Origin of the sequence: Truepera sp. (genome assembly GCA_032027045.1) — a bacterium.
In the GTDB taxonomy this organism is placed as follows: domain Bacteria; phylum Deinococcota; class Deinococci; order Deinococcales; family Trueperaceae; genus JAAYYF01.
The window spans coordinates 79333-104693 of sequence record JAVSMU010000001.1; the positions used below are offsets into that span (position 1 = coordinate 79333).

The following is a 25361-nucleotide window of genomic DNA, read 5'->3' on the forward strand; positions in this document are numbered from 1 at the left end:
ATGCGCCAGGCCCGTTCGGCGCTCAATGCGACCTTGACGCTGCTTCCGTACCAACGCAAACGTCGGCGTCCGCACCACCGTCAAGGTCGGCGTACAGTTGCCCATGGCCGATATGCAGGTTCTGCAGGCCCAAGAGACGCCGCTCTGGTGGGAGGGCCTCCCGACGCGGCCGACGCGGGACCCGCTCCCGGGTGATGTCGACGCCGACGTGGCCATCGTCGGTGCCGGCTTCACCGGCCTTTGGACCGCTTACTATCTCAAGTCCATAGAGCCGTCGCTGAACGTGGTCGTGGTCGAGTCGAGGCGGGTCGGCTTCGGCGCCTCGAGCAGGAACGGCGGCTGGTGTCACGCGGCCTATCCTCTTGGGATCTCCATGCTGGTCCGTGATTACGGCAAAGTCGAGGGCGTGCGGTTCAAGCGCCTGCTCAACGGCGTGGTGCCGGAAGTAGGACGCGTGGTGGCGGCCGAGGGGATCGACTGCCATTTCCGGCAAGGGGGGCGCGTCCTCATCGCGCGCAACGAGCTCCACTTGGCCAGAGCGCGCTCGGAGGTCGCGGCTTATCATCGTTTGGGCTTCACGGAGGACGACATCCGCCTGCTGGACGAGGAAGAGGCGGCCGAGTTCATCGGGGCCACCGGACTGAGGGGCGCCGCCTACTCGCATCACGCAGCCGCGGTGCAGCCGGCCGCGCTGGCGCACGGGTTGGCGGGCGCTTGCGAGCGCCGTGGGGTCCGCATCTTTGAGCAGACCGCGGCAGAGCGCCTGAACGCGGGTGAGGTGATCACGAACCGCGGTACCGTTCGCGCCCGACGCGTGATCAGGGCGACCGAGGGCTATTCCCGGGACCTGAACGGCCTGCGGCGCACCCTGGTGCCCCTCTACTCGCACATGATCGCAACGGAGCCCTTGCCTGAGAGCGTGTGGGACGGGCTGAAGTTGCGAGATCGGACGGTGTTCGGCGACTACAGCCCGTCTCTCATCTACGGGCAGCGCACCCACGACGGGCGGTTGGCTTTCGGGGGTCGAGGGGCGCCTTACCATTGGAACTCGGGCATAAGGCCTGCGTTCGACGTAAACGACGCCGTCCACCTAGATCTCGCGGCCGTGCTGCTCGAGCTTTTCCCCCAGCTGAGTGATTTCAGCGTCTCCCACAGGTGGGGCGGGCCGATAGGCGTCTCGCGAGACTGGCGACCGTCGGTCACCTACTCACCCGAGACCGGCTTGGGCTGGGCGGGAGGGTACGCCGGCGACGGCGTGGCGATGACGAACTTGGCAGGCAGGACCCTGGCCGACCTGATCCTGAAGCGCGACACCGAGTTGGTCACGCTCGGCTGGGTGAACCACGCGTGGCGGCCCTGGGAGCCCGAACCGCTGCGGTACTTGGGCATCAACGCCGGGTTGTGGCTGGCGAAGTCGGCCGATAGGGAAGAAAGGCGTACCGGAAGGCCGAGCTGGCGAGCCGGACTCGGTGACTGGCTGCGCGGGAAGCGCGGCTAGTCAGCGGCGAATGGGTGGCGAGCCATCGCCAAGCTCCGGTCGAGCCACTCTCGAGCCGCCGGCTACTCCGCTGTTTCGCCCGCCGACGGCGCCAAGCGCTGAGTCCGCTTGCTGCGCCGCGCCCGTGGCGCCCGGTGCGGGTCGAAGGCATCGCGTAGACCGTCACCCACGGCGTTCACGGCGATGACCGTGAGGAAGATCATCAGGCCTGGGAAGATGGCCAGGTGTGGGTGGCGGGTCATGCTCGCCTGGGCGTCTTTCAGCATGTTGCCCCAGGTGGAGGTGGGGGGTTGGATGCCGAAGCCCAGGTAGCTCAGGCCGGACTCGGCGATGATGGCCACCGCGACCTGCAGGGTGGCCTGAACCAGGATGGGGCCGATGGCGTTCGGCAAGATGTGCCGGAAGATGCGCCGCGCGTGCCCGCTGCCGGCGGCGAAGGCGGCCTCCACGAAGGTGCGCTCGCGGATCGCCAAGAAGCTCGAGCGGACTATCCGCGCCACCACCATCCACGACATGCCGCCGATGATGATCACGATCATCGGCAGGCCACCCGCCGCGGTGCCCACGCCGGTATCGAACAGCAGCGTGCTCAACACGATCAGCACGAACAGCGATGGCACGCTCAGGAACAGGTCGGTGACCCGCATGAGTACGCTGTCGAGCCAGCCCCTGAAGTAGCCGGCCGCCGCGCCCACCAGAGTGCCGACGACGATGGAGATGGCCATGGCCAGCAGCCCCACCAGTAGTGAAACTCGGCCGCCGAACAGCACGCGGGTCAGCGTGTCGCGCCCCAGGTCGTCGGTGCCGAACGGGTGGGCGAGGGAGGGCCCCTCGAAGCGGGTCCGCAAGTTGGTGGACGAAGGGTCGTAGGGTGAGAGCCCCGCCAGGACGACCGCCAGCACGATCAGCGCCAGCACCACGGCGCCGGCCACGGCCAGACGGTTGCGGCTGAAGCGCCGCCAGACCTCGCCCCGAGGGCCGCGCTCAGTCATACGTGATCCTGGGGTCCACCGCGGCGTAGGCCACGTCCGCGAGCAGGTTAGCGATGACGATGAGCGCCGAGGTAAGCATGATGATGACCATCAGCACGGTGTAGTCGCGCCGCAGGGCAGACTGGTAGAAGAGCCGGCCCATGCCCGGCCAGCTGAAGATGGTCTCGGTGAAGAGCGCGCCGGAGAACAGCATGGGCAAGTCGAGGCCTATCAGGGTGATCAGCGGCATTGACGCGTTACGCAGGGCGTGGCGGAAGATGACGATGCGCTCGGCGGCCCCCTTGGCGCGGGCGGTGCGCACGTAATCGAGGCCAAGGACATCGAGCATGGACGCCCGCAGGAAGCGTGTGTACCACGCCACCCAGGTGCTGGTGAGCATGATCACGGGCAGCACCAGGTGCCAGATGCGGTTGGAGAGCACGTCTTCGCGCCCGAGGGTGTACATGCCGCCCGCGGGGAAGAGCGGCCCGCCCGTGAACGGGTTGCTGAGGCCCAGGTAGAACACCATGATGAGCAACAGTCCGAGCCAGAAGATCGGCACGGACTGGCCCATGAACGTTAGCGTCGTCACTATGTGGTCAAAGGCGGAGTACTGGCGCACCGCGCTGAGCACCCCAACCGGGATGGCGATGAGCAGCGTGACGATGAAAGCGACGCCCACCAACACCAGCGTGTTGGGCACGCGCGTCAGGACCTCGGTGGTGGCGGGTCTGCCCGTCTGGAGGGAGGCCCCGAAATCGCCCTTCAGGGCGCCGCCGAGCCACCTGCCGTACTGCACGAACCACGGGTCGTTGTAGCCGCGCTCCTCCATCAGGCGCTCGATGTCGGCCTGGGTGATGGTCGGGTCGCGCTCGAGTTGAGCCAGGGGGCTACCGGGGCTTGCCTGCAGGAGCGCGAACACCAACACGCTCACCGCCAGTAGCAGCGGCAGGCTTTCGGCCAATCGGCGTAAGACGTAGCGCGTCATGGACGAGAGCCTGCCGCCGCCTCAGGAGCTACTCGAGGTACCAGTTAGCGACGTCCCAGCTGATGCCGGCCCAAGTGTTGGGTTCGACACCCTTCAGGTGTACCGAAAGGGCGCTGCCGTCGGCGAACTGGTAAAGGTAGATCTGTGGCAGGTCTTCGTTGATGGCCTCGGCGATGTTGCAGTAATCCGCCTTGCGCACGCTCAGGCTGGGGCTGCTACCGGCCTCGTCCAGCCACGCGTCGACTTGGCTGTTCGACCAGCGGCTGTAGTTCCCGCCGGCGCCGCCGTTCTCCTCGGTGGGAATGCGGCTGGAGTCGAGGAGTTCGAACACGTGCGCTTGCGGGTTGATTCCCGCGCCGGTGTCGTAGATCAGGATGTCGAAGTCGCCCGTCTTGCGCACTGCGCCGTCGGACCAACCCCCGAACAACACGCTCTGCTCGACGTTCCTGACGTTGAGCTCGACCCCTAGGTCTGAGTACATGTCGGCGATGACGAGCTCGGTCTGCTCGAGCAAGCGGAAGTCGGTGTAGCCCAAGATGTCGAGGCTCAGGCGGGTGCCGTCCGGCGCGTACTTGGCGCCCTTCGCCACGCGCACGCCGTCGTTGCCCATGACCCAGCCGGCCTGGTCGAGTAGCGCCGCGGCCTTGGTGGGGTCGAAGGTGTAACCGTCGATATCGCACGCATACCAGCCCAGCTCGAACGGCGAGGTCGCGCGCTTGACGCGCCCTTCCGCCAAGCCGTCGATGATCGCGTCGTAATCGATACCGTACGCAAGCGCCTGACGGACCCTGAGGTCGCCCAGGATGGGGTGCGGAGCCTGACCGATGACGGGGTTACCACGCTCGCCGAGGTTGAGGAACATCCTGAGGATGTAGATGGACGGCACGAGAACGTAGTTGACGTTGTCGGAAGCCTGCAGCGCGTCGCGCTGGTTGGCGCCCGGCCACAGCATGCGCTGCGCGTCGCCGCGCACCATCATCGCCACGCGCGTCTCCTCGCTGGGCACGACCATGAACACGAGGCGATCGAGGTACGGGCGCCCCGCCTCGCGGTAGTTCTCGTTGCGGTCCATGATGATGCGGTCTCCGGCACGCCAGTCCGTCAGGACGAACGGCCCGGTGCCGATCGGGGCGCGGTTGAACGCCCAGTTGCTCATGTCGGCCGGGTCGCCCGTGGCGTGGCGCGGCAAGATGCCGTACTGGAACAGGTCGAGGTAACTGGAATCGAACTCCTTGTAGGCAACGTCCACCGTGGCGTCATCGACCGCTGTCACTGAAGCGACTTTGGTGAACAACCCGCCGCGAACGGAGTTCGCCCCCTGCGTGGCCGCCTCGTAAGTGAACACGACGTCGTCGGCCGTTACGGGCTGCCCGTCGGACCACTTGAGGTTTGGCGCCAGCGTCCAGCGGACGCGTAGGCCGTCAGGCGAGACGTCGCCGTTCTCGGGCGTCGGCACGCGCGCCGCCATGACCGGCACGTAGTCGCCGGCCGGGTTGACCGTCAAGAGCGGCTCGATGATGGCGGGCGAGACCTGCGTGGTTATAAGGGCGGTGCTGAGGTACGGATTCAAGGTGGGCAGGTCTTCGGGGAGAAGAACGTTGGCGGTGCCGCCGGAGCTTTGAGCGAAGCCTAGGCTGAGCAGGCCGAAGGCGATGGCGACGAGGGTGAACACCAGGCGCCTACGCAACGGGCCATCAATAGGCTGGGAGCCGCGCTTAAGAGCGCACGACCCGACTACTGGGGGGTCAGCAGTGAACATGGGTAGTCCTTTCCTTGAGCTTGGGAGGACGATAAGGACGGCGAATGGCTTTTAGGCACCATACGCTTGAGGCTGGGCCATGTCTAGGGTACCCACCCCCCGGGTACGGACTGGTTTTCAGTTGACGCGGGGCGAGCGCCGCCGAACCCGGTGGAGCCGGTTCCGTTCTCGAGGGTAGTTAGGGGCCGTTCGTCGACGACGCATTGCAGCGGGCGGCCCGGAAGACGGGCCGCGTTGCGCGTCCGCCACTCACAGCCCCAACCCCAGCTTCTCGAACCGGGCCCTCGTGTCCTCGAACGAAGTATGGACGACGCCCGTCAGCCCGAGGCCCCTCGCGATGTCGACGAACATCGGCCGATCGTCTATGTAGACGACGTCCTCGGCCGGCACTTGCGCCACGTCGAGCGCCATGCGGAAGATGTCCTCGTCGGGCTTGCGCACGTGGACGAAGCAAGAGGACATGAACGCGTCTATGAAGCTGCCCAGGTCGAACGTGGTCACACGGTGCACGGTCAGCTCGCGGCCCTCGTTGCTGACGGCGATGACCTTGAGCTGGTGCTTCGCCTTGAGCGCCGCCATGAACTCGAGCATGTAGGGCAACGCCTGAGACTGCGCGAACATGAAGGCGCGGAAATCTGCCAACGTGAAGTCTCGCGGTTCGTAGAAGACGGTGCGCTCGAGATAGCCGTTGAGCGTCAGCTTGCCCTCTTCGTAGGTATCGAAGGTGAGGTGGTGTCGTTCGTGCAGTTCCTCGGTGTCGAGGTTGAAGTGTTCACAAGCGCGGGCGCGGGCCGTATGGTCCCAGCCGTTGGTCAGCAGCACGCCGCCTATGTCGGTGAAAAGAGCCTTTACCTGAGTGCTCATCCGTTCAGTCTAGGCGCCTGAGGCGGAAACCTTGATGATGGTTGACCGACGAGGCGGCGCCCCGGATAAGGGCCAGGCCTCCATTTACTCTTCCTTTTCGGGTCCGAGCGTCTTGGAGTCACTCGGACCCCAGTAGGCGCGCATGGCCTTGATCTTCCCGTCGTCGTCGAACTCCATCACGTCTATCGCGCTGGTCCTGACCTTGCGGCCCCTCAGGTTCATCTCGAAGTCGAACGCCATGGCGGCGGCGTTGCCGTGAGAGCCTCGGATGGGGGCCGATAGCGCCATGTGCGTCACCACCCGCACGGCCTTGCGGTAGAAGGCGGCGATGGCTTCCTTGCCCCGTAAGGTCTCCGAGCCCACCGGGTCCTCTACTGTGGCGTCGTCGGCGAAGAGCGCGGCGAGTGCGTCGGCATCGCTCGCTACGAAGGCGTCGATGTACTTCTGCAACGCCGCTTTCATCTCGGGTTCGCTTGGCATGTCGTCGCTCCTGTCTCTTGCACGTTACGTTGACTCGAAGTCGCAGGTGCGGTCATGGCCCGACAATATGAAGCTGCAAGTGCGTGACTGGCAGCGCGGAGGTTGCATCGAGGTACGGGTATGGGCCGCCCGCCCGACTCACTCCCCCTGCATCAACCCATGCACGCCGCCGTCGGCATCGACCCGCACGTGCTTGGCTGCCGGGTCGCGTGGCAGGGCCGGCATGGTCACGATGGTGCCCATCAGCGCCACGATGAAGCCCGCCCCGGCGGACGCCCTCAGCTCCTCAACCGTGAGGGGGAAGCCGCTGGCGAGGCCGCCGCCCTTGGGGTCGCCGGTAAACGAGAGGTGCGTCTTTGCGATGCACACGGGCAGGTGATCCTGGCCGGCGGCGCGCAGCATGGCGAGGTCGCGCTCGGCGGACTCGGTGAGGGTTACCTCGGAGGCGCCGTAGATGGTCTTGGCCACGGCCCCGAGTTTGTCGAGGAGTAGGTCGCTCTCTTCGTAAAGGAACTTCGGCTGCGCTGGGCAGCACTCGGTGGCGTCCAATAGGGCGAGGAGCCGCTCGGCCAATGCCTCGCCGCCTACGCCGCCGTCGGTGAACGAGGTTATGCGCGCCGAAGGCGCCCCCAGCGTCCCGGAGTGCAGCTCGATCTCGACGAGTTCGTCCTCCGTGTCGTCCGCGAACACGTTGATGGCGACGAGCACGGGAAGGTCGAACGCGCGGACGTTCGCGACCTGGCGGTCCAGGTGCGCCAGGCCCAGCCGAAGGTTGCCGTCGCCGTGCGCTTTGAGCGCCTGCACGGTGGCCACCAGCACGACGGCGCGGGGCCACAGGCCCGCCTGGCGCGACTTCAGCTCGAGGAACTTCTCGCCGCCCAGGTCGAAGCCGAAGCCGGCCTCGGTGATGACGACGTCGGCGTGCCGCAGCGCGAGTTCGGTGGCCACGACGCTGGAGCAGCCGTGGGCGATGTTGCCGAAGGGGCCCATGTGGACGAACGCCGGGGCTCCCTCGCGGGTCTGGACCAGGTTGGGCTTGAGGGCGTCCTTGAGGAGGGCCAGCATGGCGTCGACGGCGCCTAAGTCCCTCGCGGTGACGGCGCTACCGTCCTCCCGCGTGCCGACCACGATGCGGCCCAGTCGTAGCCGGAGGTCCTCGAGGGAACCGGCCAGCGCCATGATCGCCATGATCTCGCTGGCGGCCGTGATGTCGAAGCGCGTCCTGCGCTCCGTCTTCTTGCCCGCAGAGACGACGACGCTTCTTAGGGCGCGGTCGTTGACGTCGAGCGCGCGCGACCACGTCACGCGCTCCGGCGCGAGGCCCGACGCGCCGCCGAAATGGAGGTCGGTGTCGACGAGGGCGGCCAGCAGGTTGTGCGCCGCGGTTATGGCGTGCAGGTCGCCCGTGAAGTGCAGGTTGATGTCGTCGGCGGGCTCCACCTGCGCCTTGCCGCCACCGGTGCCGCCACCCTTGATCCCGAACACCGGACCCAACGACGGCTCGCGAAGGCACAGCGCCACGCGCGTCCCGAGCCGCTTGAGGCCGTCGGTGAGGCCCACGCTTACGGTCGTCTTGCCCTCGCCGACCTTGGTCGGCGTTATGGCGCTGACGAGGACGAGGCGCCCGGCACCGGGGGGCAGGCCGGCCGCGGGGAGTTCGATCTTGGCCTTGTCATGGCCGAGCGGCAGAACGCTTGAGGGGTCGAGCCCGAGCTCTTGGGCCACGTCCAGGATTGGCCTTAGCTGTTGCTTCATGATGCCTTGAGCCTATTGAGGTTGGCGGCGGCGCGCTAACTGCAAACGTCCCGCTTGGACCGTAGCCCCTGCTCGCCTCGTAGTCTTCGTCCCGCACGCCCCGGTGCTCCGTGCTCTGTGCCAACTCAAAACCAATTCGTACCAGGGGTGCTCTTGACGCTGGAGGCCTACGGCACTACACTCGCCCCTGTACTTAAGCGCGTGCTTAGGGCAGATGCCTAACGACCATCCAAGCGTCTATTCCGAGCAGCCATTCCAATAACCCGTTCCGGGCGCGCGACGACCCCGAGGAGGGCCCCATGCCTAACCAGAACGATGACCCCAAGGCCGGCCCGCCCGCCGACCCGCGCTCCGACCCGCGCTCCGACCCGCGCTCCGACCCGCGCTCCGACCCGCCCGCCGACCCGCGCGCCCGCATCCTCGCCGCAACCGTCGCGCTCCTAGGCGAGGTCGGCTGGGGCGGGGTGACTACGCGGAAGGTGGCTCAGCGGGCGAAGGTCAACAACGCCCTCGTCCATTACTACTTCGGCACCAAAGGCAAGCTCTTGGTGGAGGCAGCCACCCAGGTACTCCTCGAGCAGTTCGGCGAGCCGCTGGCGCTGCTGGCCGACCCCGAGGTCGAGGTTTCCGACGCCGTGGCGGCGTCGGTGGAGTGGCTGGGTCGCGCGGACCTCGACCCTACCCAGCTTCGGGCCCTGGCCGAGATCACCATCAACGGCCTCGGCGAGCCCGACCTGGCTCGATTGAGCCGGACGATGCTGACCGAGGGGCGCGCGCAGCTTGCAGAGAGGCTGGGGCGGGAGGGCTTCGACCGGGACCGCGCCGAAGGTGCCGCGGTTCTCGTGTTCGCCCTGCTGGACGGCCTGTTGTTGCACCGCATCATCGATCCCGATCTCCATGTCGCCGCGGTCGCGAAAGCACTCGCACCGCTCTGGAGGGAGAAGGCATGAGCGCATCGGCATCACGAGCAACGACCATATCGGCAGGGAGTGCGACCGCGGCGGCGGATGAGCGCCGGCCCGGCCGTCTCAGCGTCCGCGGCCTCCGCAAGACCTACGCGCTAGGCGCGGTAGTCGTGGAGGCCCTCAAGGGCATCGATCTCGAGGTGAGCGGGGGTCAGTTCGTCGTGGTTCTGGGCCCGAGCGGCTCGGGCAAGACGACGCTGCTCAACATCGTCGGTGGCATCGACACCGTGACCAGCGGGACGGTCGCGGTGGATGGGGAGAACATCAGCGGCTACGACGCGCGTGCGCTAACGGAGTACCGCCGGCGCACGGTGGGGTTCGTGTTCCAGTTCTTCAACCTGATCCCGTCACTCACGGCCCTGGAGAACGTCGCCCTCATCGCGAGGCTCACGGGCGGACCGGAGCGCCGGGCCGCGGCCGCGGTCGACGAGGCCCGCAACGCGCTGAGCGCCGTCGGGCTCGAGAAGCGGCTGGACCACTTCCCCGCGGCCCTCTCAGGCGGCGAGCAGCAACGCGTTGCTGTTGCCAGGGCGCTGGCCAAGCACCCTCGCCTCCTCCTATGCGATGAACCAACGGGCGCGCTGGACCTCGGCACGGGCCGCGACGTCCTTAGCCTGCTCCGGCAGGTCAACCGCGAACAGTCCCTCACGACCATCCTGGTGACGCACAACAGCGCCATAGCCGCCATGGCCGACCGCGTGCTGCGCGTGCGCGACGGGCGCATCGACGACGACCAGACCGTTGCTTCCCCGCGAGAAGCCGCCGAGGTGACCTGGTGAGGCCGTGGTGGAACAAGTTGTGGCGCGACCTCAGGCGCCACCGTGGGCCCTTCCTCGCGGTCGCCATCACGACTCTGCTCGGGGTGGCCCTGTTCGGCGCCAGCTACGGCGCGTATCGCAACTTGGTGGCGTCGTACGCGCACCTCTTCGAGGCCACGGGCTTCGCGGACCTCAGCGTTTCAGGGGGCGACGTCGAGGGCTTCGCGGCCGAGGCGAGGGCCACCCCGGGCGTGGCCGCGGTCGCCACGCGGACGGTGGCCGATACCTTCGGCGAGGTGAACGGCAGGCGGTTCAGTGTTCGCGTGGTCGGACTGCCGGCGGCTGGCCAACCAGACGTCGACAAGGTTCTGGTGCAAGAGGGCACGTATCTCGACCCCGGGACTGCCGACGGGGTCCTCGTTGAGCAACACCTGGCCGCCTACGACGGCCTGGCGCCCGGCAGCACCCTCAAACTGCGGACGCTGCTCGGCTGGCGCGAGGTGCCGGTGCTTGGCGTCGTCGCCTCGCCGGAGTACGTGTGGCCCGCCCGGAGCCGCCAAGACATGCTGACGTTGCCGTCCGATTTCGGCGTCGTGTTCGCTTCCGAGCAACGCTTGCGGCTCATGACGTTGGGCACCGGCCGCGAGGCCCTGGTGCTGTTCGAACCGGGCGCCGACCGTGATTCGCTGCTGGCGACCCTCACGGCCACCGCCCGAGGGGCGGGCGCCACCGCGATAGTCACCCAGGCCGACCAGGCCTCCAACGCCGTGCTGCACGAGGACATCTCGGGCTTCGGCGAGATGGCCGTGATGTTCCCGCTACTGTTCCTCGGCGCGGCGGCCCTGACCGCCTTCGTGGTCATGAGCCGCCTGGTCCATGGGCAACGGAGGCTCATCGGCACCTTGCTGGCCAACGGCGTCAGGCGCCGCGCGGTGATCGGCCACCACTTGGCGTTCGGCATCATCCCGGCGTTGGCCGGGGGCGTCCTCGGCGCCCTGGCCGGCGAGGTGCTGTCGCACTTACTGACCGCGAGCTACACACAGGCGCTGACGATCCCGGTAACCATCATCGGGTCGCACCCGCTGGCGGCGCTGCTGGGTGTAGTGGTGGCGTTGGTGGCGGTGACCCTCGGAACGCTGGCGCCCGCCCTAGACGCCGCGCGAGTGGCGCCCGCCGAGGCCATGCGGGGGAGCGTGCCGGTGGGCCGCGGCCAGAGGACGTGGATCGAGCGGCTGGTGCCGCGCTTGCGGCGCATGCCCCCAACGGCGCTCATGGCGCTGCGCGACACTTTGCGCAACCCCGGCCGCAGCGTGACTACGGGTGTAGGGGTCGTGACCGCCCTCATCCTCGTTTTCATCGCCTGGGGCATGCTCGACTCGGTGCGAGGAGCCCTGACCCGCCAGTTCGAGGGAGTTCAGCGCGAGGACGCTCAGGTGTACGTGGCGGGCGACGCGGCGCCCGTGCGCGCCGAACTCGCCGGCCTGCCTGGCGTGGCCAAGGCCGAGCCGGTGCTGGCTACCAACGTAACCGTCATCGCGAGCAGTGACCGCTACGCCACGGCGTTGACCGCCTTCGAGTCGGGCACCAGCATGCACGGCTTCTTGGGCAGGGGCGCCAGGACCTTGGCCCTGCCGGCCCACGGCGCCCTACTGGGCGTCAGCTTGCGTTCCGAACTCGGTCTGGCCGTGGGGGACGAGGTAACCCTGGCCCTTCCAAATCTGGGCCGTGACCTCGAGACGACCGTGGCGGGCTTCGTGGACGAGCCGTTAGGGACCTTCGCCTACGTTTCGCTCGAGGAGCTGGCGCGGGCGCAGCCGGCTGCGCCCGGCGTTGCACAAGGCAGTGGGACGCCGGCACCGGACCCACCGGCCTCGTGGCTCGAACCGAACGCCGTCTATCTGCGTTACGCCGCCGGCGCCGACCGTGAAGCGCTGAAGATTCGGATCGAGAACCTGAAGGGCGTACTGGCGGTGGTCGACTCCCACGCGCTGCAGGACGCGGCCAACGGCCTGATGGCGTTGTTCTATGCCTTCGTGGGGGCCATGTCGGTGTTCGGTTGCGTGTTGGCGTTCGCGCTCATCTACAGCATCACCAGCGTGACGGTAGCCGAGCGCAGCAGCGAACTCGCGAACCTCCGCGCCAGCGGCGTGAGGCAAGGTCAGATCGCGCGCATCGTTGGGGGCGAGAACCTGCTGCTGGTGCTCATAGCCCTCGCCCCCGGGTTGCTGCTCGCCTACCTCACTTCAGCGGGCTTCATGGCCAGCTTCGAGAGCGACATGTTCCGCCTCCCGCTAGTGGTCTTGCCGCGCACCTGGCTCCTGGCTTGCGTGACCGTCGTGCTCGCTGCTGTACTGGCGGCCTTGCCCGCCTTGCGCTCCGTCGCCCGCCTGGACCTGGCCGCCGCGGTTCGCGAGCGCGCCGCTTGAGGCCGGGGGTGGGACGATCCGCGATTCAGACCTGCGGCATGGGCCGATCCCGGCCCGTGTGCCGCGCGCGACGTCTCTGGCCTCGTCAGAGGCGTAAATGTGAGAAGTGTCCACGCCCCTGCATCTGACCGGATTCCACCACCTCACCGCCGTTTCGGCGGTCATCGCGCAGAACAAGCGCTTCTACACCGAAGCGCTCGGGATGCGCCTCGTCAAGCGGTCCGTCAACCAAGACGACGTCGGGGCCTACCACCTCTTCTACTCCGACAAGATGGGCACCCCCGGAAACGACATCACCTTCTTCGACTGGAAAGTGCGGCCCGAGCACCGGGGTAACCAGACCGTCACCCGCACGGGGTTACGCGTGGAAGGCGAAGACAGCCTGCACTACTGGCTAGGCCGCCTGACCGAGCTGGGCGTCTCGCACTCGGGCATCTCCAAGGTCGACGGTCGCCCAACGCTCTACTTCGAGGATCCCGAGGGGCAGCGTCTCGCCTTCGTCGTCGACGGGGGCCTGGGTGACGACCTCGTGCCGTGGGAGCGCAGCCCGGTTCCCGCCGAACATCAGATCCGTGGCCTGGGCCCCATCACCATGACGGTGCCGGATCTAGCGCCCACCGACGCCCTGTTGCAACGCTTGATGAACATGCGCCCGGTGCGGCAGTATCCGGACCCGACCAGCCCCGAGCACCTGGTGCACGTCTACGAGATGGGGGCCGAGGGGGCCGGGCCGCATGCCGAGTTACACGTTGCCGTCCGGCCCGACCTGGAACCGGCGATTGCCGGGGCCGGAGGCGTGCACCACGTAGCCTTCCGCACCCCGAATGGCGAGGAGTACGACCAGTGGCTGGGCCGCCTCGAGGCCTTCCATGTGCGTAACAGCGGTCCCGTCGACCGTTACTACTTCCGGAGCCTCTACTTCCGCGAACCCAACGGGGTGCTGTTCGAGATAGCGACGGACGGCCCCGGCTTCATGGTGGACGAGGATGAGGAGACCCTCGGCGAGAGCGTCGTGCTTCCGCCCTTCCTGGAGCCCCGGAGGGAACAGATCCTCGCCGGGCTCGAGCCCATCGACTAAGCGTCGACTAAGCGTCGGCGTGGCGGTCGTGCCGAACGCGGCTTCGAGCTGCGCGCACGCGGCCGTCGGGTAATCTCAGGTGGTGGTCGGCCGCTACGGCGGCAACCGCAACCCAGGAGGACGCCTCATGACCAGATCCGCGGACGCCTCATGACCAAACCCACGTCGGCCGACGAAGGTGCGAGGTTCGATCTCGGGAGCATCGCTCGAGAGCTTCGTGAGTCGGACGTTTACGCTCGCGAGGGCTTGACGGCGCGCACGCTCACGAAGTCGGCGGACATGCGCACGATCCTCGTGGTGGTGAAGGCCGGCAACGCGGTGTCGGAGCACCACGCGGACGTGTCCACCGCGGTGCATACCCTCGAAGGCCTTATCCGGTTGAACCTCCCCGAGCGCACGGTGGACCTGCCCGCGGGTTGCCTGCTCGTCCTCGGATCGGGACTGGTGCATGACATCCACGCCCAGGCCGATAGCACTTTCCTCATGACGCTCGGCTGGCCGGCCAACCGCTAGCTGAAACGCCGGCCAACCGCGAGCCTAAGGGTGTCTGACAGCGTCCGCCGGCAGACTCGATTCCTCGCGGCCCTCGGCAGCGTTTGTCGCGGCCCACAGGCAGGTTTGTCGCGGCCCTCAGGCAGGTTGTCGCGGCCCTCAGGCAGGTTTGCCGCGGCTTCAGTAGCCGGTGAACTCCTCCGTGCGGATGTCGTCGTCATCGACGCCGGCGTCGTTCAGCATCTTCCGCAGGCCCGCGACCATCGCCGCGGGTCCGGCCAGGTAGTAGATGGGGTCGCCCAACTCCGGTGACGATGCCAACAGGGGGGCTAGGTACTTCTCCACCATCTCGTGATCGATGTAACCGGTCTCCCCAGCCCACGGCACGCTCGAGGCTTCCATCTTCGTCATCGTGGGAACGAACTTGAAGTTGGGGTTGTCCCGCTCGAGGCCGCGGAACTCCTCGAGGAACGCGGCGTCCTCCGGCCGCCTGTTGGAGTAGAAGAGGAGGATGTGGTGTGGCAGCTTCTCGTGCGCTGCTCGTCTGGCGATGCTCCGGAACGGCGTGATGCCGATGCCGCCCGCCAGAATGACCGCGGGCCTGCTCGCCTTGTTGTGGAGCGTGAAGCTGCCGAACGGACCCTCGACCTTCATCTTCGTGCCCAGCGGCATGGTCTTGAGAACGCGCTTGAACGCCGTGTCGCGCATGCGGGTGGTGAAGATCAACTCGGAGTCGTCGGGTGCGCCGTTGATGGAGAAACCGCGCGTGTTGCCCTCGGCGTCGGTTTCGGGTGGGTCGAGCAGGGTGTAGTCCATGAACTGGCCGGCCTTGAACGTCATGCCCGCAGGCTTGTCGAACCTGAACTCCATCGTTCGGTCGGCCACCTCGGAGCGGCTCTTGAGTGGCAGCGTGTAGATTGGCCAGTCGGCTTCATCGGCCATGATGGTGCCCTTCTTTCCGTGAAAACGTGGACCGTCCGCCGCAGCCGGTCTACTCGTCCTATGCCTGAGACCAACGTGCGCGTCCGGGTGCGGCTACCCGTTGCCTCGTCGGTTGGGACCGGGCAGACGTGCGTGGGGGTGCGAACGCGTCCAGCAAACCGGGCCTGCCCGGCGATGCGGACGCGCCTGAGAATGGTGGCCAACCCGCCATGCCGTGATAGTAATGCCGGACTTCGTTGGGACCCCGCTCAGAACGCACTCCGGGCGTGAAGGCGCTCGCCGGACGATCGTTGTCTCCGCGGACGTGACAGAAGTAGTTGTTATATAGAAACTAGAACTATATACTCGTATCGTGCTTATCCGCCTCGACACCACCATCTCCGAGCCCCTCTACGCGCAGATCGCTCGTGAGGTGCGCCGCGCCATCATGCGTGGCGACGTGCGAGAGGGCGAGAGGCTCCCTGCAGCGCGGGAGCTGGCGCACTCGCTCGGGGTGAACATGCACACGGTCCTGCGGGCCTACGCCGACCTGCGAGACGCAGGCGAAATCGAACTGCGCAGGGGCCGCGGAGCCGTCGTGCTCGCTCGGGAAACTTTGCACGACGACGTCGAGGCTGCCGTGCGGAACCTGCTCTCGGTCGCCCGTCGACAGGGCGTCGAGCTCGAACAACTTCACCGCGCGCTTGACGAAGGAGCAGCAGAATGACGAGCCACAACGGCAGCACCAGCACAGACAGGGAGGCGGCCGAGGCCGACGCGCGGCGCAAGCATCTGACAGTCAGCGTGGGGCTCGTTCTGCTAGCGAGCATCGTTTACGTCGGCGTTGCGCTGTTCACGCTCCCCGACCTTCCTGGAATGGTGGCGACGCACTTCGACGCCACAGGCAGGGCCGACGGCTTCATGCCGACCACGCCGGCACTCTTGGTGCAGGGCGCGTTCGTCATAGGGGTGCCGGTGGCGTTGCTGTTGGTCTTGGTCGCGGGTCAGGCGTGGCGCGGCGCTAACGCTCGAGCCTTCTCGGCCACCCTGGCGGGGCTCACGGCCGGCCTGACCACGCTGTTCGTGAGCTCGACGGTCATCCAGGTCGGCGTGACCGACGCCGCCGACGTAACGCTTCGCGGCTCGGTGGCGCTGTTGGCGCTGGGCGTGGCGGCTTTGGTCGGACTGGCGTCCGCGCTGGTGCTTCCGAGGCCGCTGCCACGCCAGGTACCGGCTGCCGTCGTGCCCATGACGATCGGTCCAAGCGACCGGGTCTCGTGGTTCGGCAGGGCGCACATGAGCCAGGGCGCCTTGGCCATGCTTGCCCTAAGCGTACTAGTGGTTGCGTTGGCGGCCATGGGGTCGGGCATCGCTTGGTTGTGGCTGTTGGTCCTGCTGTTGGTGATCCTCGTGCTCGGCATGACCAGTTTCGCAGTGACCATCGATGGCCACGGCGTCTCGTGGCGCGCCGCCCTGGGCGTACCGCGGGGGCGCGTGAAGCTTACGGACATCACCGCCGTCGCCGTCACCGAGGTGAGTTTCGGTGACTTCGGCGGCTTCGGCGTCCGCGCACTGCCGGGCCGGCTGGGCCTCATAACTCGCTCGGGCAGCGCGCTGCAGGTCACTCACGGCAAGCGTGAACTGGTCATCACGGTCGACGATGCGCACACGGCGGCCAGCGTGGTCGAGGGGCTGCGCCGGGCGCGAGGATAGGCGCTCCTTCACGGGCGGCGGTGCTCGAGCGCCACCGTCCCGCTTTGCGCTCACCGCCCCGCTCTAACGCTCACCGCCCCGCTTTGCGCCTCACCGCCCCGCTTTAACGCTCACCGCCCAGCTTTACGCCTCACCGTCACCGACTCACCGGCGATGCCCCAGTTGTCGGTCGGCACCTCCTCGATTACCACGATGGTGGTGTTCGGGTTCTTGCCGAGGACGCGCACCAGCAGGTCCGTTGCTCCGCGGATGAGTTCGGCCTTCTGCTCGCTGGTGGCGCCTTCTTGAGTGAGCTTGATGTTGACGTAGGGCATCGTTCCTCCGGGTGTGGTGCGGCCGCTCGACTACTGGCGGTGGACGGACGAGGCCAGGGCCGAGAAGAGTTCTCTCATGTTAGCGAGCCGCTCGAGGCTGGAGAGCTTCGCCTCGACGTTCCCCAGGTCGCGACCCGGGTAGGCGCGCGCTGCGTTGGAGCGGAACTTCCGCAGCACCTCCTCCTCGGAGAGGGGCCGCTGTGGACCCCCTCGGTTGTAGGGCACCCACTCCTCGAGCGTCGAGCCGTCGTCGTAGGTGATGGTGAGTCGGCACGGGAACTGCTGCGGGAAGATCTCCTCGGCCTCCGGGTCGGAGACGCAGTGGACCCGCTCCGCCAGCGCGAGGCGGTCGGGGTCGCCGACGGACGCGTCGTCGAAGTCTTCGAGGTCGAGGCCGAGGCCGCTTCCGCCCGACAGCAGCGCTGTGGCCACCACGAAGGGCGCCGAGAACCGCGCGGCGTAGCCGCTCTCGGGCCGCAGCTTGGCCTCGCGGGGTTCGGCGATGGTGCGCAGCGTCGCGCCGGCCACGCCGAGTTCTATCGACGCGATCCGCTGCCACGGTAACGTCGCCCGGCGGCGCAGCGCCAACGCGGCATCTATGGCCGTGTGGATGAAATGGTTGACGGGGTACGGCTTGAAGAAGATGCCAGGCGTCTCCCACGCCTCGCCCAAGTCGTGGGCCGGGTCGATGCTGAAGCACGCGTCGCCGATCAGGTAGTAGAAGAAGCCGAACCTACCCTCGAACACGGTGGGCGGGCCGCTGATCCCGGCCGAGGCGAGTCGGGCCGCCCAAACGCCGGACTGACACGCCCACGCCCCGTGGATCCGCTTAACCGTGCCGCCCGTCCGGTTCGCTTCCAGGAGCCCCGCGCCCATGCTCGCCGCTATGCCCATGGCGTTCGCCATGTGCTCGGCAGAGCCGTCCAGCAGGCGGCTCGCCACGGCAGCCGCTGCCACGGCGCCGCAGATGGAGGTGGCGTGCAGCCCCTTCTCGAAGTAGACCGAGTTCTTGATTGCGGGGTCGTAGGCGACCATGCCGAGGCGCACCAGGATCTCGTAACCGACCGCCATGGCGGCGATGACCTGGGCGCCCGACGATCCGGCCAGCTCGGCGGCCGCAAGGCCGGTGGGCACGATGACGGCGCTCGGGTGGAGGATCGAGGGCAGGTGGGTGTCGTCGTAGTCGAGCGCGTGCGAAAAGAGCCCGCCGATGAACGCCGCCGACGCCGCCGGGAGGCGCTCGGGCGCCACGAGGCTCGAGGCTTCGGTGGCGCCACCCCCGTCCAAGACGAGCTGCCAGACGGGGCGCAACGACTCGACCTTGGACGCGGCGATCATGATGCCGAGCGTGTCGATAACGCGCATGCGCACGCTGGCGACCACGTCCGCCGGCAGGTCGGCGTAATCGACGCCCGCCCCGAAGCGCGCCATCTGTTGAGCGACCGTTGCCGACACGGCGCCAGTCTTCCCGCTCATACGAGCGCGACCGGTCGGACGGGCGAACCGGTGGCCCCGACGATCTTGAGCGGCAGCGCGACGAAGAGGAACTCGTACAGGCGGTCACGGGCCAGCTCTTCCAGGTAGAGCAGCTCGATGATGTGGATCTTGCGCTCGACGAGCAGCAGGTGGTGTACCGGCAGGACCGAGTGGCCGCGGCCGGGCGGGATCTGCTCGAACGCGATGGTGTCACTCCCCACGTAGCCCGCGCCGCGCTCTGCCAACCAGCGCCCCGCGCTCTCGTCCGGGCCCGGGACCCCGGTGACCTGACCCTGGAACCTAGGGACGTCCTTCCAGTGCTTGGGCCAACCGGTCCTTACCAGAACGGCGTCACCGGCGCGTACCTCCGTGCCCTGCTGCTCGCAGACGCGCTCCAAGTCAGCGGCGGTGATCGCGGAACCATCCTCCAGCACGTCGACGCCGGACGCCCCCGCGACGTCGAGCAGAACGCCCCGACGAAAGATGGGTTCGATGGTCTCGACCCCCAGTTGCGAGAAGCGCCCGTTTACCACGGCACTTTGAGCGTCGATCCCGTCTGCTAGGCGTCCGTCGTGCGACACGTGGCAGAAGGCGTCGATGTGCGTGCCCACGTGCCCCCCGGTGATGATCAGCTCGCTCGCCGCCGACCCGCCGTCGGGCCGACGCATGTCGCCGTGGCGCCGCTCGAGCACCATCCTGAACGGCGGGTGATTCGGTGATTGCGGCATGCCACGCTCGAGGGACTGCCCCAGGTCCACCACGCGGGCGTGCTGAATCGCCAACAACTCGGGTCTCATTCCTCTTCCTTCCTTCCGTGCAGGGTCAGGCCTGCGCGCGCCAATACCGCCCTCGCGTGCTTGGCAACGGCCTCGTCCACCATCTGACCGCTAGCCGTCTTCGCGGCCCCGGCGCCGCGTTCCACGGCCGACTCGAATACCGCGAGGCGCTCGCGGGCCAGGGCGATCTCGTCCTCGGTGGGCGAGAACCCCGCGTGGATCGCCGGCAACTGCTTGGGGTGGATCGCCGACTTGGCCTGAAAGCCCAAGTTGCGGGCCTGCTCCACGCTGCGCTTCAGCCCCTCGGGGTCGTCCAGTGCCGTGAAGGCGCCGTCGATGGGCGCCGAGATGCCCGCCGCGCGGGAGCAGAGCACGAGCCAGGAACGCGCAGCCAACGTCTCGTTGCCGGACGGGCTGGGCCGGGCGCCGATGTCCGCCGCGAAGTCCGCGTGGCCGAAGACGAGCGCCTCGACGCGGGGGTGAGCGCGGGCAATGGCCTCGGCCCGCAACACGCCGACCGCGCTCTCGATCGTGCATTGCAGCCGCACGCTGCCCGGCTTTAGCAACGCCTCGCGCTCCAGCTCGTCGAGGACGCTGGCCACGAGGCGCACGTCCCCCGGGTCGTCGACCTTCGGCAGTCGCACGGCGTCGAGCCCCGGCCGCACGATCGCCCCCAGGTCTTCCAGCGCCGGGCCGCTCCGGACGGCGCCGACCCTCACGACGCGCCTGAGTAGCGCGCCCCGTTGGGCCGACAGGCTCCTCGCCACGGTCTCGCGGGCCACGCCCTTGCGTTGCGGCGCGACGGCGTCCTCTAAGTCCATCACCACCGCGTCGGCTTCCGAGCGCAGCGCCTTGCCGATCAGCGCTTCGTTGTCGCCCGGTACGAAGAGGTAGCTGCGCGCCGCTGCCGCGTTCACACGACGCCGTCCCGCCTCAACGCCTCGAGCTCGTCGGCGCCAACGCCAACGTCCGCGAGCACTTCCGCGGTATCGGCCCCCAGCGGGCGCCCCGCATGGCGGATCTCGCCCGGGGTGGCCGAGAGCCGGTAGAGGACGTTCTGCATCTTGACGCTGCCGAGCTCGGGATCGGGGACCTCGGCGATGGTTCCCAGGGCCTGGTACTGGGGGTCCGCCATGACGTCCGACACGTCGTAGATGGGGATGGCCGCGGCCCCGGCCTGCTCGAAGCTCGCGATGACCTCGTCGGCGGTCCGCTCCGCGATCCAGGCGGCAACCACGCCGTCCAACAAGTCGGCGTGCTTGGCGCGCTCGTGGCCGCTCGAGAACCAGGGTTCTTTGGTCAGGTCGGGGCGGCCGACCAGGGTGAGGACGCGTTCGGCGATCGACTGCGCGCTGGTGGAGACCGCGATCCAGCGCCCGTCCCGGCTGAGGTACGTGTTGCGGGGGGCGTTATTGACCGAGCGGTTGCCCGTTCGGCCCTGGATGACGCCGAGCTGGTCGTAGACCGTCGGCTGCGGCCCGAGGATGCTGAGGATGGGCTCGATTATGGCCAGGTCGATCATCTGCCCCTCACCGCCTCTGGCGTCGCGGTGGTAGAGGGCCATCATGACGGCGGTCGCGCCGGTCAGTGCCGTCGTGCCGTCGGCCAGCCCGAATGGGGGGAGCGTCGGCGGCCCGTCGGGTGACCCGGTTATGTGGGCGAAACCGCTCATCGCCTCCGCGATGGTGCCGAACCCGGGCCGCTTGGAGTACGGGCCGAACTGCCCGAAGCCCGTCACGCGCGCCAAGATGAGCCTGGGGTTCAACTCGTGCAGGTCGTCCCAACCCAGGCCCCACTTCTCCAGCGTGCCGGGGCGGAAGTTCTCGATGACGACGTCCGCCTGCTCGGCCAGGCGCCTGAAGATGCGCTGGCCCCTCGGGTCGCCCAAGTAGAGCGTGACCGTGCGCTTGTTGCGGTTGAGCATCTTCCACCACAGCGGCACCCCGTCCTTCTGCAGGCCGTGGCCGCGGGCGGGGTCGCCGCGGGGATGCTCGAGCTTGATGACGTCGGCACCGAAATCGCCGAGGATCGTCGCGAGGAAGGGCCCGGCGAACAACGTCGACACGTCCAGTACCCGGATTCCTCCAAGCACGCTCTTCTGCTTCAGGTCGTTGGGCGTAGGTTTCATGGCGCCAACTCCTCTCTGATCCGGGGCCGCGCCCCCGGGCCCCATCCGGCGGTTTCAGGCACCGAGGTAGACCCGCTTGATGGCTTCGTCCTGACGTAGGTCCGCCGCCGCGCCCTGCAGGGCGACGCGGCCGTTCTCGAGCACGTAGGCGCGGTGCGCGATGGCAAGCGCGAGCACGGCGTTCTGCTCGACCAACAGCACGCTGAGCCCCTCGGCGTTCAGCCGCAGCAGCGCCTCGGCCACTTCCTGCGCCAGCAGCGGCGACAGCCCGAGGGTGGGTTCGTCCAGCAGCAGCACCTCGGGCTCGCTCATGAGCGCGCGGCCGATGGCCAACATCTGCTGTTCTCCGCCCGAGAGGCTGCCGGCCAGTTGGCCCTGGCGTTCGCGGAGCCGCGGGAAGAGCTCGTAGACGTGGTCCAGGGCCTTGGCGCTCGAGGCGCCGCGCGCGCCCGCACCCAGGTCGAGGTTCTCGAGGACGCTCATGCGCGGGAAGATCTCGCGGCCCTCCGGGCAGTGAGCCAAGCCGCTGCGCACCCGCTGCGCCGGGCCGATGCCGGCCAGGTCGCGCCCGAGCAGCCGGATGCTCCCGCCGGCCAGGGGAACCAGCCCGGACACGGCCCGCAACGCCGTGGTCTTGCCGGCGCCGTTGGCCCCCACCAGGGCCACGATCTCGCCGCGGTTCAGGCGCAGGCCGAAGTCCTCCAGCGCGCGCACGCGCCCGTAGTTCACGGATACTGCCTCGAAGGCCAGCACCTCGTTGGAGGCGTCGGGGACGGTTGCCGGTGGCGCCAGCTCTTGCCCCGCACCCAGGTAGGCGCTGATGACCTCGGGCACGTTGGTCACCTCGGACGGGATGCCCTCGGCCAGTTTGACCCCGTAGTTCATGACGACCAGCCGGTCGCAGCCGCGCGCCATCGTCTGCATGTGATGGTCGATGACCACGACGGTGATGCCGCTCTGGCGGATGGTGTGGATCAGCTCCATGGTCCGGTTCGACTCGCTGTCGTTCATGCCGGCGAACGGCTCGTCGAGCATCAGCAACTCCGGGCCGGCTGCCAGCGCCAGGGCGATCTCGAGGACCCTCAACTCGCCGTAGGCGAGGCTGCCGGCGTGGTCGTGCCGGCGGTGGCTGAGGCCCACCATGTCGATGACGGCGTCTACATGCGCGTCGAGCGTGGTGCGTTCGTCTTCGTCACCGTTTCGCCGGGTTGCCCCGGGCCGGTGCAGGTGGCTGGCCACCCGCGCGTTCTCGCGCACGTCCAGGTCGGCGAAGACGCGGGTGTGTTGGAAGGTGCGCACCATCCCCCGCCGCGCCAGGCGGTGCGGCGCCATGCCGGTGACGTCCTCGCCGAGGAAGCGCACCGTGCCGGCCGACGGCTTGATGAAGCCGGTAACGACGTTGAAGGTGGTGGTCTTGCCGGCGCCGTTCGGGCCCACCAGGCCGAGGATCTCGCCCTGGTTGACGTGGAACGACAGGTTGTTCACGGCGGCGAAGCCACCGAAGTTCCTGGTGAGGTTCTCGACCTGGAGCACCTCGGTGGTGGCGCGGGGGTTCCGCCCGCTCATCGCGCACGCCTCGCCGCGAGGCCACGCAGCATGCGGTTGATGCCGCCGACTATCCCCGTCGGCAGCAGCACGATCACGGCTATCAGCATCACGCCGTAGACCACGTGAGACAGCGCCGGCGACATCCCCTTGAGGCCCGACGACAGGACGGTGAGGAAGATAGGCCCCACGACGGGCCCGAGCATGGTGCCGGCGCCGCCCAGCAGGTTCATGACGAACAGGTCGAACGAGTGCACGAACGTGAACGAGTCGGGGCTGATGAAGGCCGTGTAGTGCGCGTACAGCGAGCCGGCCATGCCGGCGAAGGCGGCGGCGATGACGAACGCCAGGACCTTGACGCGGTAGGTGGGCACCCCCAGGCTCTCGGCTAAGTTCTCGTCCCCCTTGATGGCCGTGAGCGACCGGCCGAAGCGGGAGCGCCCCACGAGCCAGCGCAGCAGCAGGGTGAGCGCGGCGAAGAACAGCACGAAGTAGTAGTAGCCGACCTTGTGGACGATGGTCTTGAAGGTGTGACTCCAGCCGAAGAACTCGAGCTTCACGAACGGTACCCCGGTGAGGCCCATGGGTCCGCGGGTGAGGTCGACCATGTTGGTCATCAAGATGGTGGCGATGATGCCGATGATGAACGTGACCACCGAGAAATAGTGTCCCTTGAGCCGCAATGCCGGCAGGCCCACGATGAGCCCGGCTACCGCGCCGGCGCAGATGGCCGCGAGGAAGGCGACGGGGAACGGCTGCCCCGCCTTCATGAGCAGGGCCGACGTGTAGGCACCCACTCCCATGAAGGCCGCGTGGCCGAGCGAGAGCAGGCCGGCGCCGCCGATGAGAAGGTCGAGGCTCGTCACCAGGATGACGTTGATGCCGATCAGGACCAGCAGGTGGCGTGCGCTGAGGCCGGTGAAGACGTGCGGCGCAGCGATGGCGATCGCCGCGCCGACGGCCAGCCACAGCCAGGTCCAGACGGGCGAGGGGCTCAGCGCCCTCGCGCTGCTGCCGGCCAGGCCCACCGCCTTGGCGTTGCCGCCGCTCGCGCTCACAGCTTCGCTTCTTGTGTGCCGAACAGGCCGCGGGGGCGCACGAGCAACACGATGACCATCAGCACGTAGGCCGTCAGCTCGGCGTACTGGGTGTTGATCAGGCCGCCGGTCAGGTTCTCGGCCACCCCGACGATGAGCGCGCCCACGATGGCGCCGGGCACGCTGCCCATGCCGGCGAAGATGACGATGGCGAAGGCCTTGATGACGACGATGGCGGCGATGCTGGGGTCGAAGGCGTTGACGCCCGAAGCGAGGGTGCCGGCCGCGCCGGCGAGGGCGCCGGCGAGGAGGAACGCCACGAGTTCCAGGCGGAACGGGTCGAGCCCCACGACCAGGGCGCCTTTGCGGTTCTGCGACACGGCCCTCAGCGCCTTGCCGATCCAGGTGGCCTTGAGGAACCACCACGTGAGCAGCACCAGCACGAGGACGGTGACGGCGATGAGCACCTGATAACCGGTCCAGGTGGCGCCGAAGACGTTCAGGCGCACGTTCGCGAACGGCGCCCTGACGAGCCTGAAATCGGCGCCGAAGGCCAGCAGCGCCAGGTTCTGCAAGATAAGTAGCAGCCCGAGGGCCGCGATGAAGGTGGTCGCCCCGCTGAACTTGCGCAACGGCCGGTAGACCGTCACGTAGGTGGTCGCGGCCAGCAGGCTGCCGACGAGCATCGCCAGCGGCAGCGCCAGGAAGAAGTTGATCCCGAAAGCGCTGGTGGCGTAGTAGGCAACGTACGCGCCCACCATGTAGATGGCCCCCTGCGAGAAGTCGGCGATGTCCAGCACGCCGAGAATCAGCGTGAGCCCGAGCGCCACCAGGGCGTAGAGGCTGCTGGAATGCAGGGCGTTGAGCAGCAGTTGCAGGGCGATTTCCATGCGCTAGGCGGCTCCCGGTGCTAGGCGGTCCGCTTAAGCACGCCGCTCTCGGCAAGGTCGTTCCAGACGTCCTGCCTCGAGAAGCGGCCCGCGGCCAGTTCGAAGCGGTCGATGTACCGCACTCCGGCGAACTCGACGCCATGGATGTTCACACCGTAAAGCGTCCCCCTCACGTACACCACTTGCCTGGCACCCGAGGTCTCGCTGCTCGAAGCCGGCCCGCCGGCGGGGAAGGACTCGACCGCCTCGATGAGCTTGGCTATGCGTTGGTACCTGCCGGAGGCACCCCGCACCATGGCCGCCAGGTCGTGGTATTCGGCGGGGCCGGGGAAGACCATGGTGAAGCCGGGCGCCAGCGTGCTCTCCACCTCGCCGAGGGCGCGCCGTTCCATGGCGGCAAGCAGTTGCACGGCTGCGCGTTCAGCCGGGGCGGCGGCCGGGTGGGCGGCCAACCACTGCTCCGGCGTGGGCGCTCTCGTGGGGACCGGCGCCGATCCGGTCGTCATGACGGGCCTTCTTTCGCTGGT

24 protein-coding genes are annotated in these 25361 nt (G+C 68.1%); 8 read left to right on the forward strand and 16 right to left on the reverse strand.

Going from position 1 to position 25361, the window contains the following annotated elements; genetic code table 11:
- Nucleotides 1–103 precede the first annotated feature (103 nt).
- Nucleotides 104–1498 (forward strand): FAD-binding oxidoreductase, encoded by a 1395-nt coding sequence (locus ROY82_00300; GenBank protein ID MDT3680902.1) that lies wholly within the window; start codon nt 104–106, stop codon nt 1496–1498.
- Nucleotides 1499–1560: 62 nt separating this feature from the next.
- Here the strand turns inward: ROY82_00300 and ROY82_00305 are convergent, their stop codons facing one another.
- The 6 genes from ROY82_00305 to ROY82_00330 all read right to left on the reverse strand — a co-directional run bounded on the left by ROY82_00305 (nt 1561) and on the right by ROY82_00330 (nt 8315).
- Nucleotides 1561–2490: an ABC transporter permease gene (locus ROY82_00305; GenBank protein MDT3680903.1), complete on the reverse strand. Its 930-nt coding sequence runs from the start codon at nt 2488–2490 to the stop codon at nt 1561–1563.
- Nucleotides 2483–3457 (reverse strand): ABC transporter permease, encoded by a 975-nt coding sequence (locus tag ROY82_00310; protein ID MDT3680904.1) that lies wholly within the window; start codon nt 3455–3457, stop codon nt 2483–2485. Before ROY82_00310 ends, ROY82_00305 begins: the two co-directional genes overlap by 8 nt.
- 28 nt (nt 3458–3485) lie before the next feature.
- A complete protein-coding gene (locus ROY82_00315; protein ID MDT3680905.1) occupies nt 3486–5129 on the reverse strand; it encodes a peptide ABC transporter substrate-binding protein in 1644 nt (547 codons plus the stop codon).
- A 336-nt stretch (nt 5130–5465) separates the two neighbouring features.
- Entirely contained in the window at nt 5466–6080 is a 615-nt protein-coding gene (locus tag ROY82_00320) for an HAD-IA family hydrolase (GenBank protein ID MDT3680906.1), read from the reverse strand.
- Between the two features lie 84 nt (nt 6081–6164).
- A complete protein-coding gene (locus ROY82_00325; GenBank protein ID MDT3680907.1) occupies nt 6165–6560 on the reverse strand; it encodes a nuclear transport factor 2 family protein in 396 nt (131 codons plus the stop codon).
- 138 nt (nt 6561–6698) lie between these two features.
- A complete protein-coding gene (locus ROY82_00330) occupies nt 6699–8315 on the reverse strand; it encodes a formate--tetrahydrofolate ligase (GenBank protein ID MDT3680908.1) in 1617 nt (538 codons plus the stop codon).
- Nucleotides 8316–8614: 299 nt separating this feature from the next.
- Here ROY82_00330 and ROY82_00335 point away from each other — a divergent pair, with 299 nt between their 5' ends.
- The 5 genes from ROY82_00335 (at nt 8615) to ROY82_00355 (ending at nt 14055) form a co-directional block, all read left to right on the forward strand.
- Nucleotides 8615–9265 carry a TetR/AcrR family transcriptional regulator gene (locus tag ROY82_00335; protein MDT3680909.1) on the forward strand — a complete coding sequence of 217 codons (651 nt, stop codon included), beginning with the start codon at nt 8615–8617 and terminating at the stop codon, nt 9263–9265.
- Nucleotides 9262–10059 (forward strand): ABC transporter ATP-binding protein, encoded by a 798-nt coding sequence (locus ROY82_00340; protein MDT3680910.1) that lies wholly within the window; start codon nt 9262–9264, stop codon nt 10057–10059. The genes ROY82_00335 and ROY82_00340 overlap by 4 nt, the downstream gene beginning before the upstream one ends.
- Nucleotides 10056–12464, forward strand: coding sequence for an FtsX-like permease family protein (locus ROY82_00345; GenBank protein ID MDT3680911.1), 2409 nt, complete (start codon nt 10056–10058; stop codon nt 12462–12464). The genes ROY82_00340 and ROY82_00345 overlap by 4 nt, the downstream gene beginning before the upstream one ends.
- Before the next feature lie 106 nt (nt 12465–12570).
- The gene (locus tag ROY82_00350; protein ID MDT3680912.1) at nt 12571–13542 is read left to right on the forward strand and encodes a ring-cleaving dioxygenase; all 972 of its coding nucleotides are present in this window, start codon (nt 12571–12573) and stop codon (nt 13540–13542) included.
- A gap of 150 nt (nt 13543–13692) precedes the next feature.
- On the forward strand, nt 13693–14055 hold the full coding sequence (locus ROY82_00355) for a hypothetical protein (protein MDT3680913.1): 363 nt from the start codon (nt 13693–13695) through the stop codon (nt 14053–14055).
- A gap of 159 nt (nt 14056–14214) precedes the next feature.
- Here the strand turns inward: ROY82_00355 and ROY82_00360 are convergent, their stop codons facing one another.
- Nucleotides 14215–14976 (reverse strand): FAD-dependent oxidoreductase, encoded by a 762-nt coding sequence (locus ROY82_00360; protein ID MDT3680914.1) that lies wholly within the window; start codon nt 14974–14976, stop codon nt 14215–14217.
- A 352-nt stretch (nt 14977–15328) separates the two neighbouring features.
- Here ROY82_00360 and ROY82_00365 point away from each other — a divergent pair, with 352 nt between their 5' ends.
- Nucleotides 15329–15682 (forward strand): GntR family transcriptional regulator, encoded by a 354-nt coding sequence (locus ROY82_00365; protein MDT3680915.1) that lies wholly within the window; start codon nt 15329–15331, stop codon nt 15680–15682.
- Nucleotides 15679–16668, forward strand: a complete 990-nt coding sequence (locus ROY82_00370) for a DUF1648 domain-containing protein (protein MDT3680916.1) — start codon at nt 15679–15681, stop codon at nt 16666–16668. The genes ROY82_00365 and ROY82_00370 overlap by 4 nt, the downstream gene beginning before the upstream one ends.
- A 110-nt stretch (nt 16669–16778) precedes the next feature.
- Here the strand turns inward: ROY82_00370 and ROY82_00375 are convergent, their stop codons facing one another.
- Genes ROY82_00375 through ROY82_00415 form a run of 9 tightly spaced genes read right to left on the reverse strand, consistent with a single transcriptional unit; the run spans nt 16779 to nt 25340 of the window.
- Nucleotides 16779–16982 carry a 4-oxalocrotonate tautomerase family protein gene (locus tag ROY82_00375; protein MDT3680917.1) on the reverse strand — a complete coding sequence of 68 codons (204 nt, stop codon included), beginning with the start codon at nt 16980–16982 and terminating at the stop codon, nt 16779–16781.
- Between the two features lie 30 nt (nt 16983–17012).
- Nucleotides 17013–18437: an MmgE/PrpD family protein gene (locus ROY82_00380; protein ID MDT3680918.1), complete on the reverse strand. Its 1425-nt coding sequence runs from the start codon at nt 18435–18437 to the stop codon at nt 17013–17015.
- A 17-nt stretch (nt 18438–18454) separates the two neighbouring features.
- Nucleotides 18455–19255: a cyclase family protein gene (locus tag ROY82_00385; GenBank protein ID MDT3680919.1), complete on the reverse strand. Its 801-nt coding sequence runs from the start codon at nt 19253–19255 to the stop codon at nt 18455–18457.
- Nucleotides 19252–20151, reverse strand: a complete 900-nt coding sequence (locus ROY82_00390) for a CoA ester lyase (protein MDT3680920.1) — start codon at nt 20149–20151, stop codon at nt 19252–19254. Before ROY82_00390 ends, ROY82_00385 begins: the two co-directional genes overlap by 4 nt.
- A complete protein-coding gene (locus ROY82_00395; GenBank protein ID MDT3680921.1) occupies nt 20148–21362 on the reverse strand; it encodes a CoA transferase in 1215 nt (404 codons plus the stop codon). Before ROY82_00395 ends, ROY82_00390 begins: the two co-directional genes overlap by 4 nt.
- Nucleotides 21363–21416: 54 nt before the next feature.
- Nucleotides 21417–22928: an ATP-binding cassette domain-containing protein gene (locus ROY82_00400; protein MDT3680922.1), complete on the reverse strand. Its 1512-nt coding sequence runs from the start codon at nt 22926–22928 to the stop codon at nt 21417–21419.
- Entirely contained in the window at nt 22925–23965 is a 1041-nt protein-coding gene (locus ROY82_00405; GenBank protein MDT3680923.1) for a branched-chain amino acid ABC transporter permease, read from the reverse strand. The genes ROY82_00400 and ROY82_00405 overlap by 4 nt, the downstream gene beginning before the upstream one ends.
- A complete protein-coding gene (locus ROY82_00410) occupies nt 23962–24834 on the reverse strand; it encodes a branched-chain amino acid ABC transporter permease (protein ID MDT3680924.1) in 873 nt (290 codons plus the stop codon). The genes ROY82_00405 and ROY82_00410 overlap by 4 nt, the downstream gene beginning before the upstream one ends.
- Before the next feature lie 20 nt (nt 24835–24854).
- Nucleotides 24855–25340 (reverse strand): hypothetical protein, encoded by a 486-nt coding sequence (locus ROY82_00415; protein ID MDT3680925.1) that lies wholly within the window; start codon nt 25338–25340, stop codon nt 24855–24857.
- Between the last annotated feature and the right edge of the window lie 21 nt (nt 25341–25361).

Bases quoted from the DNA above. Each gene is read 5' to 3' on its own strand.
- ROY82_00385 (MDT3680919.1), bottom strand. From the start codon at position 19,255: ATGAGACCCGAGTTGTTGGCGATTCAGCACGCCCGCGTGGTGGACCTG.
- ROY82_00410 (MDT3680924.1), bottom strand. From the start codon at position 24,834: ATGGAAATCGCCCTGCAACTGCTGCTCAACGCCCTGCATTCCAGCAGC.
- ROY82_00330 (MDT3680908.1), bottom strand. From the start codon at position 8,315: ATGAAGCAACAGCTAAGGCCAATCCTGGACGTGGCCCAAGAGCTCGGG.
- ROY82_00360 (MDT3680914.1), bottom strand. From the start codon at position 14,976: ATGGCCGATGAAGCCGACTGGCCAATCTACACGCTGCCACTCAAGAGC.
- ROY82_00375 (MDT3680917.1), bottom strand. From the start codon at position 16,982: ATGCCCTACGTCAACATCAAGCTCACTCAAGAAGGCGCCACCAGCGAG.
- ROY82_00305 (MDT3680903.1), bottom strand. From the start codon at position 2,490: ATGACTGAGCGCGGCCCTCGGGGCGAGGTCTGGCGGCGCTTCAGCCGC.
- ROY82_00370 (MDT3680916.1), top strand. From the start codon at position 15,679: ATGACGAGCCACAACGGCAGCACCAGCACAGACAGGGAGGCGGCCGAG.
- ROY82_00395 (MDT3680921.1), bottom strand. From the start codon at position 21,362: ATGAAACCTACGCCCAACGACCTGAAGCAGAAGAGCGTGCTTGGAGGA.
- ROY82_00325 (MDT3680907.1), bottom strand. From the start codon at position 6,560: ATGCCAAGCGAACCCGAGATGAAAGCGGCGTTGCAGAAGTACATCGAC.
- ROY82_00300 (MDT3680902.1), top strand. From the start codon at position 104: ATGGCCGATATGCAGGTTCTGCAGGCCCAAGAGACGCCGCTCTGGTGG.
- ROY82_00335 (MDT3680909.1), top strand. From the start codon at position 8,615: ATGCCTAACCAGAACGATGACCCCAAGGCCGGCCCGCCCGCCGACCCG.
- ROY82_00415 (MDT3680925.1), bottom strand. From the start codon at position 25,340: ATGACGACCGGATCGGCGCCGGTCCCCACGAGAGCGCCCACGCCGGAG.
- ROY82_00400 (MDT3680922.1), bottom strand. From the start codon at position 22,928: ATGAGCGGGCGGAACCCCCGCGCCACCACCGAGGTGCTCCAGGTCGAG.
- ROY82_00320 (MDT3680906.1), bottom strand. From the start codon at position 6,080: ATGAGCACTCAGGTAAAGGCTCTTTTCACCGACATAGGCGGCGTGCTG.
- ROY82_00310 (MDT3680904.1), bottom strand. From the start codon at position 3,457: ATGACGCGCTACGTCTTACGCCGATTGGCCGAAAGCCTGCCGCTGCTA.
- ROY82_00355 (MDT3680913.1), top strand. From the start codon at position 13,693: ATGACCAAACCCACGTCGGCCGACGAAGGTGCGAGGTTCGATCTCGGG.
- ROY82_00340 (MDT3680910.1), top strand. From the start codon at position 9,262: ATGAGCGCATCGGCATCACGAGCAACGACCATATCGGCAGGGAGTGCG.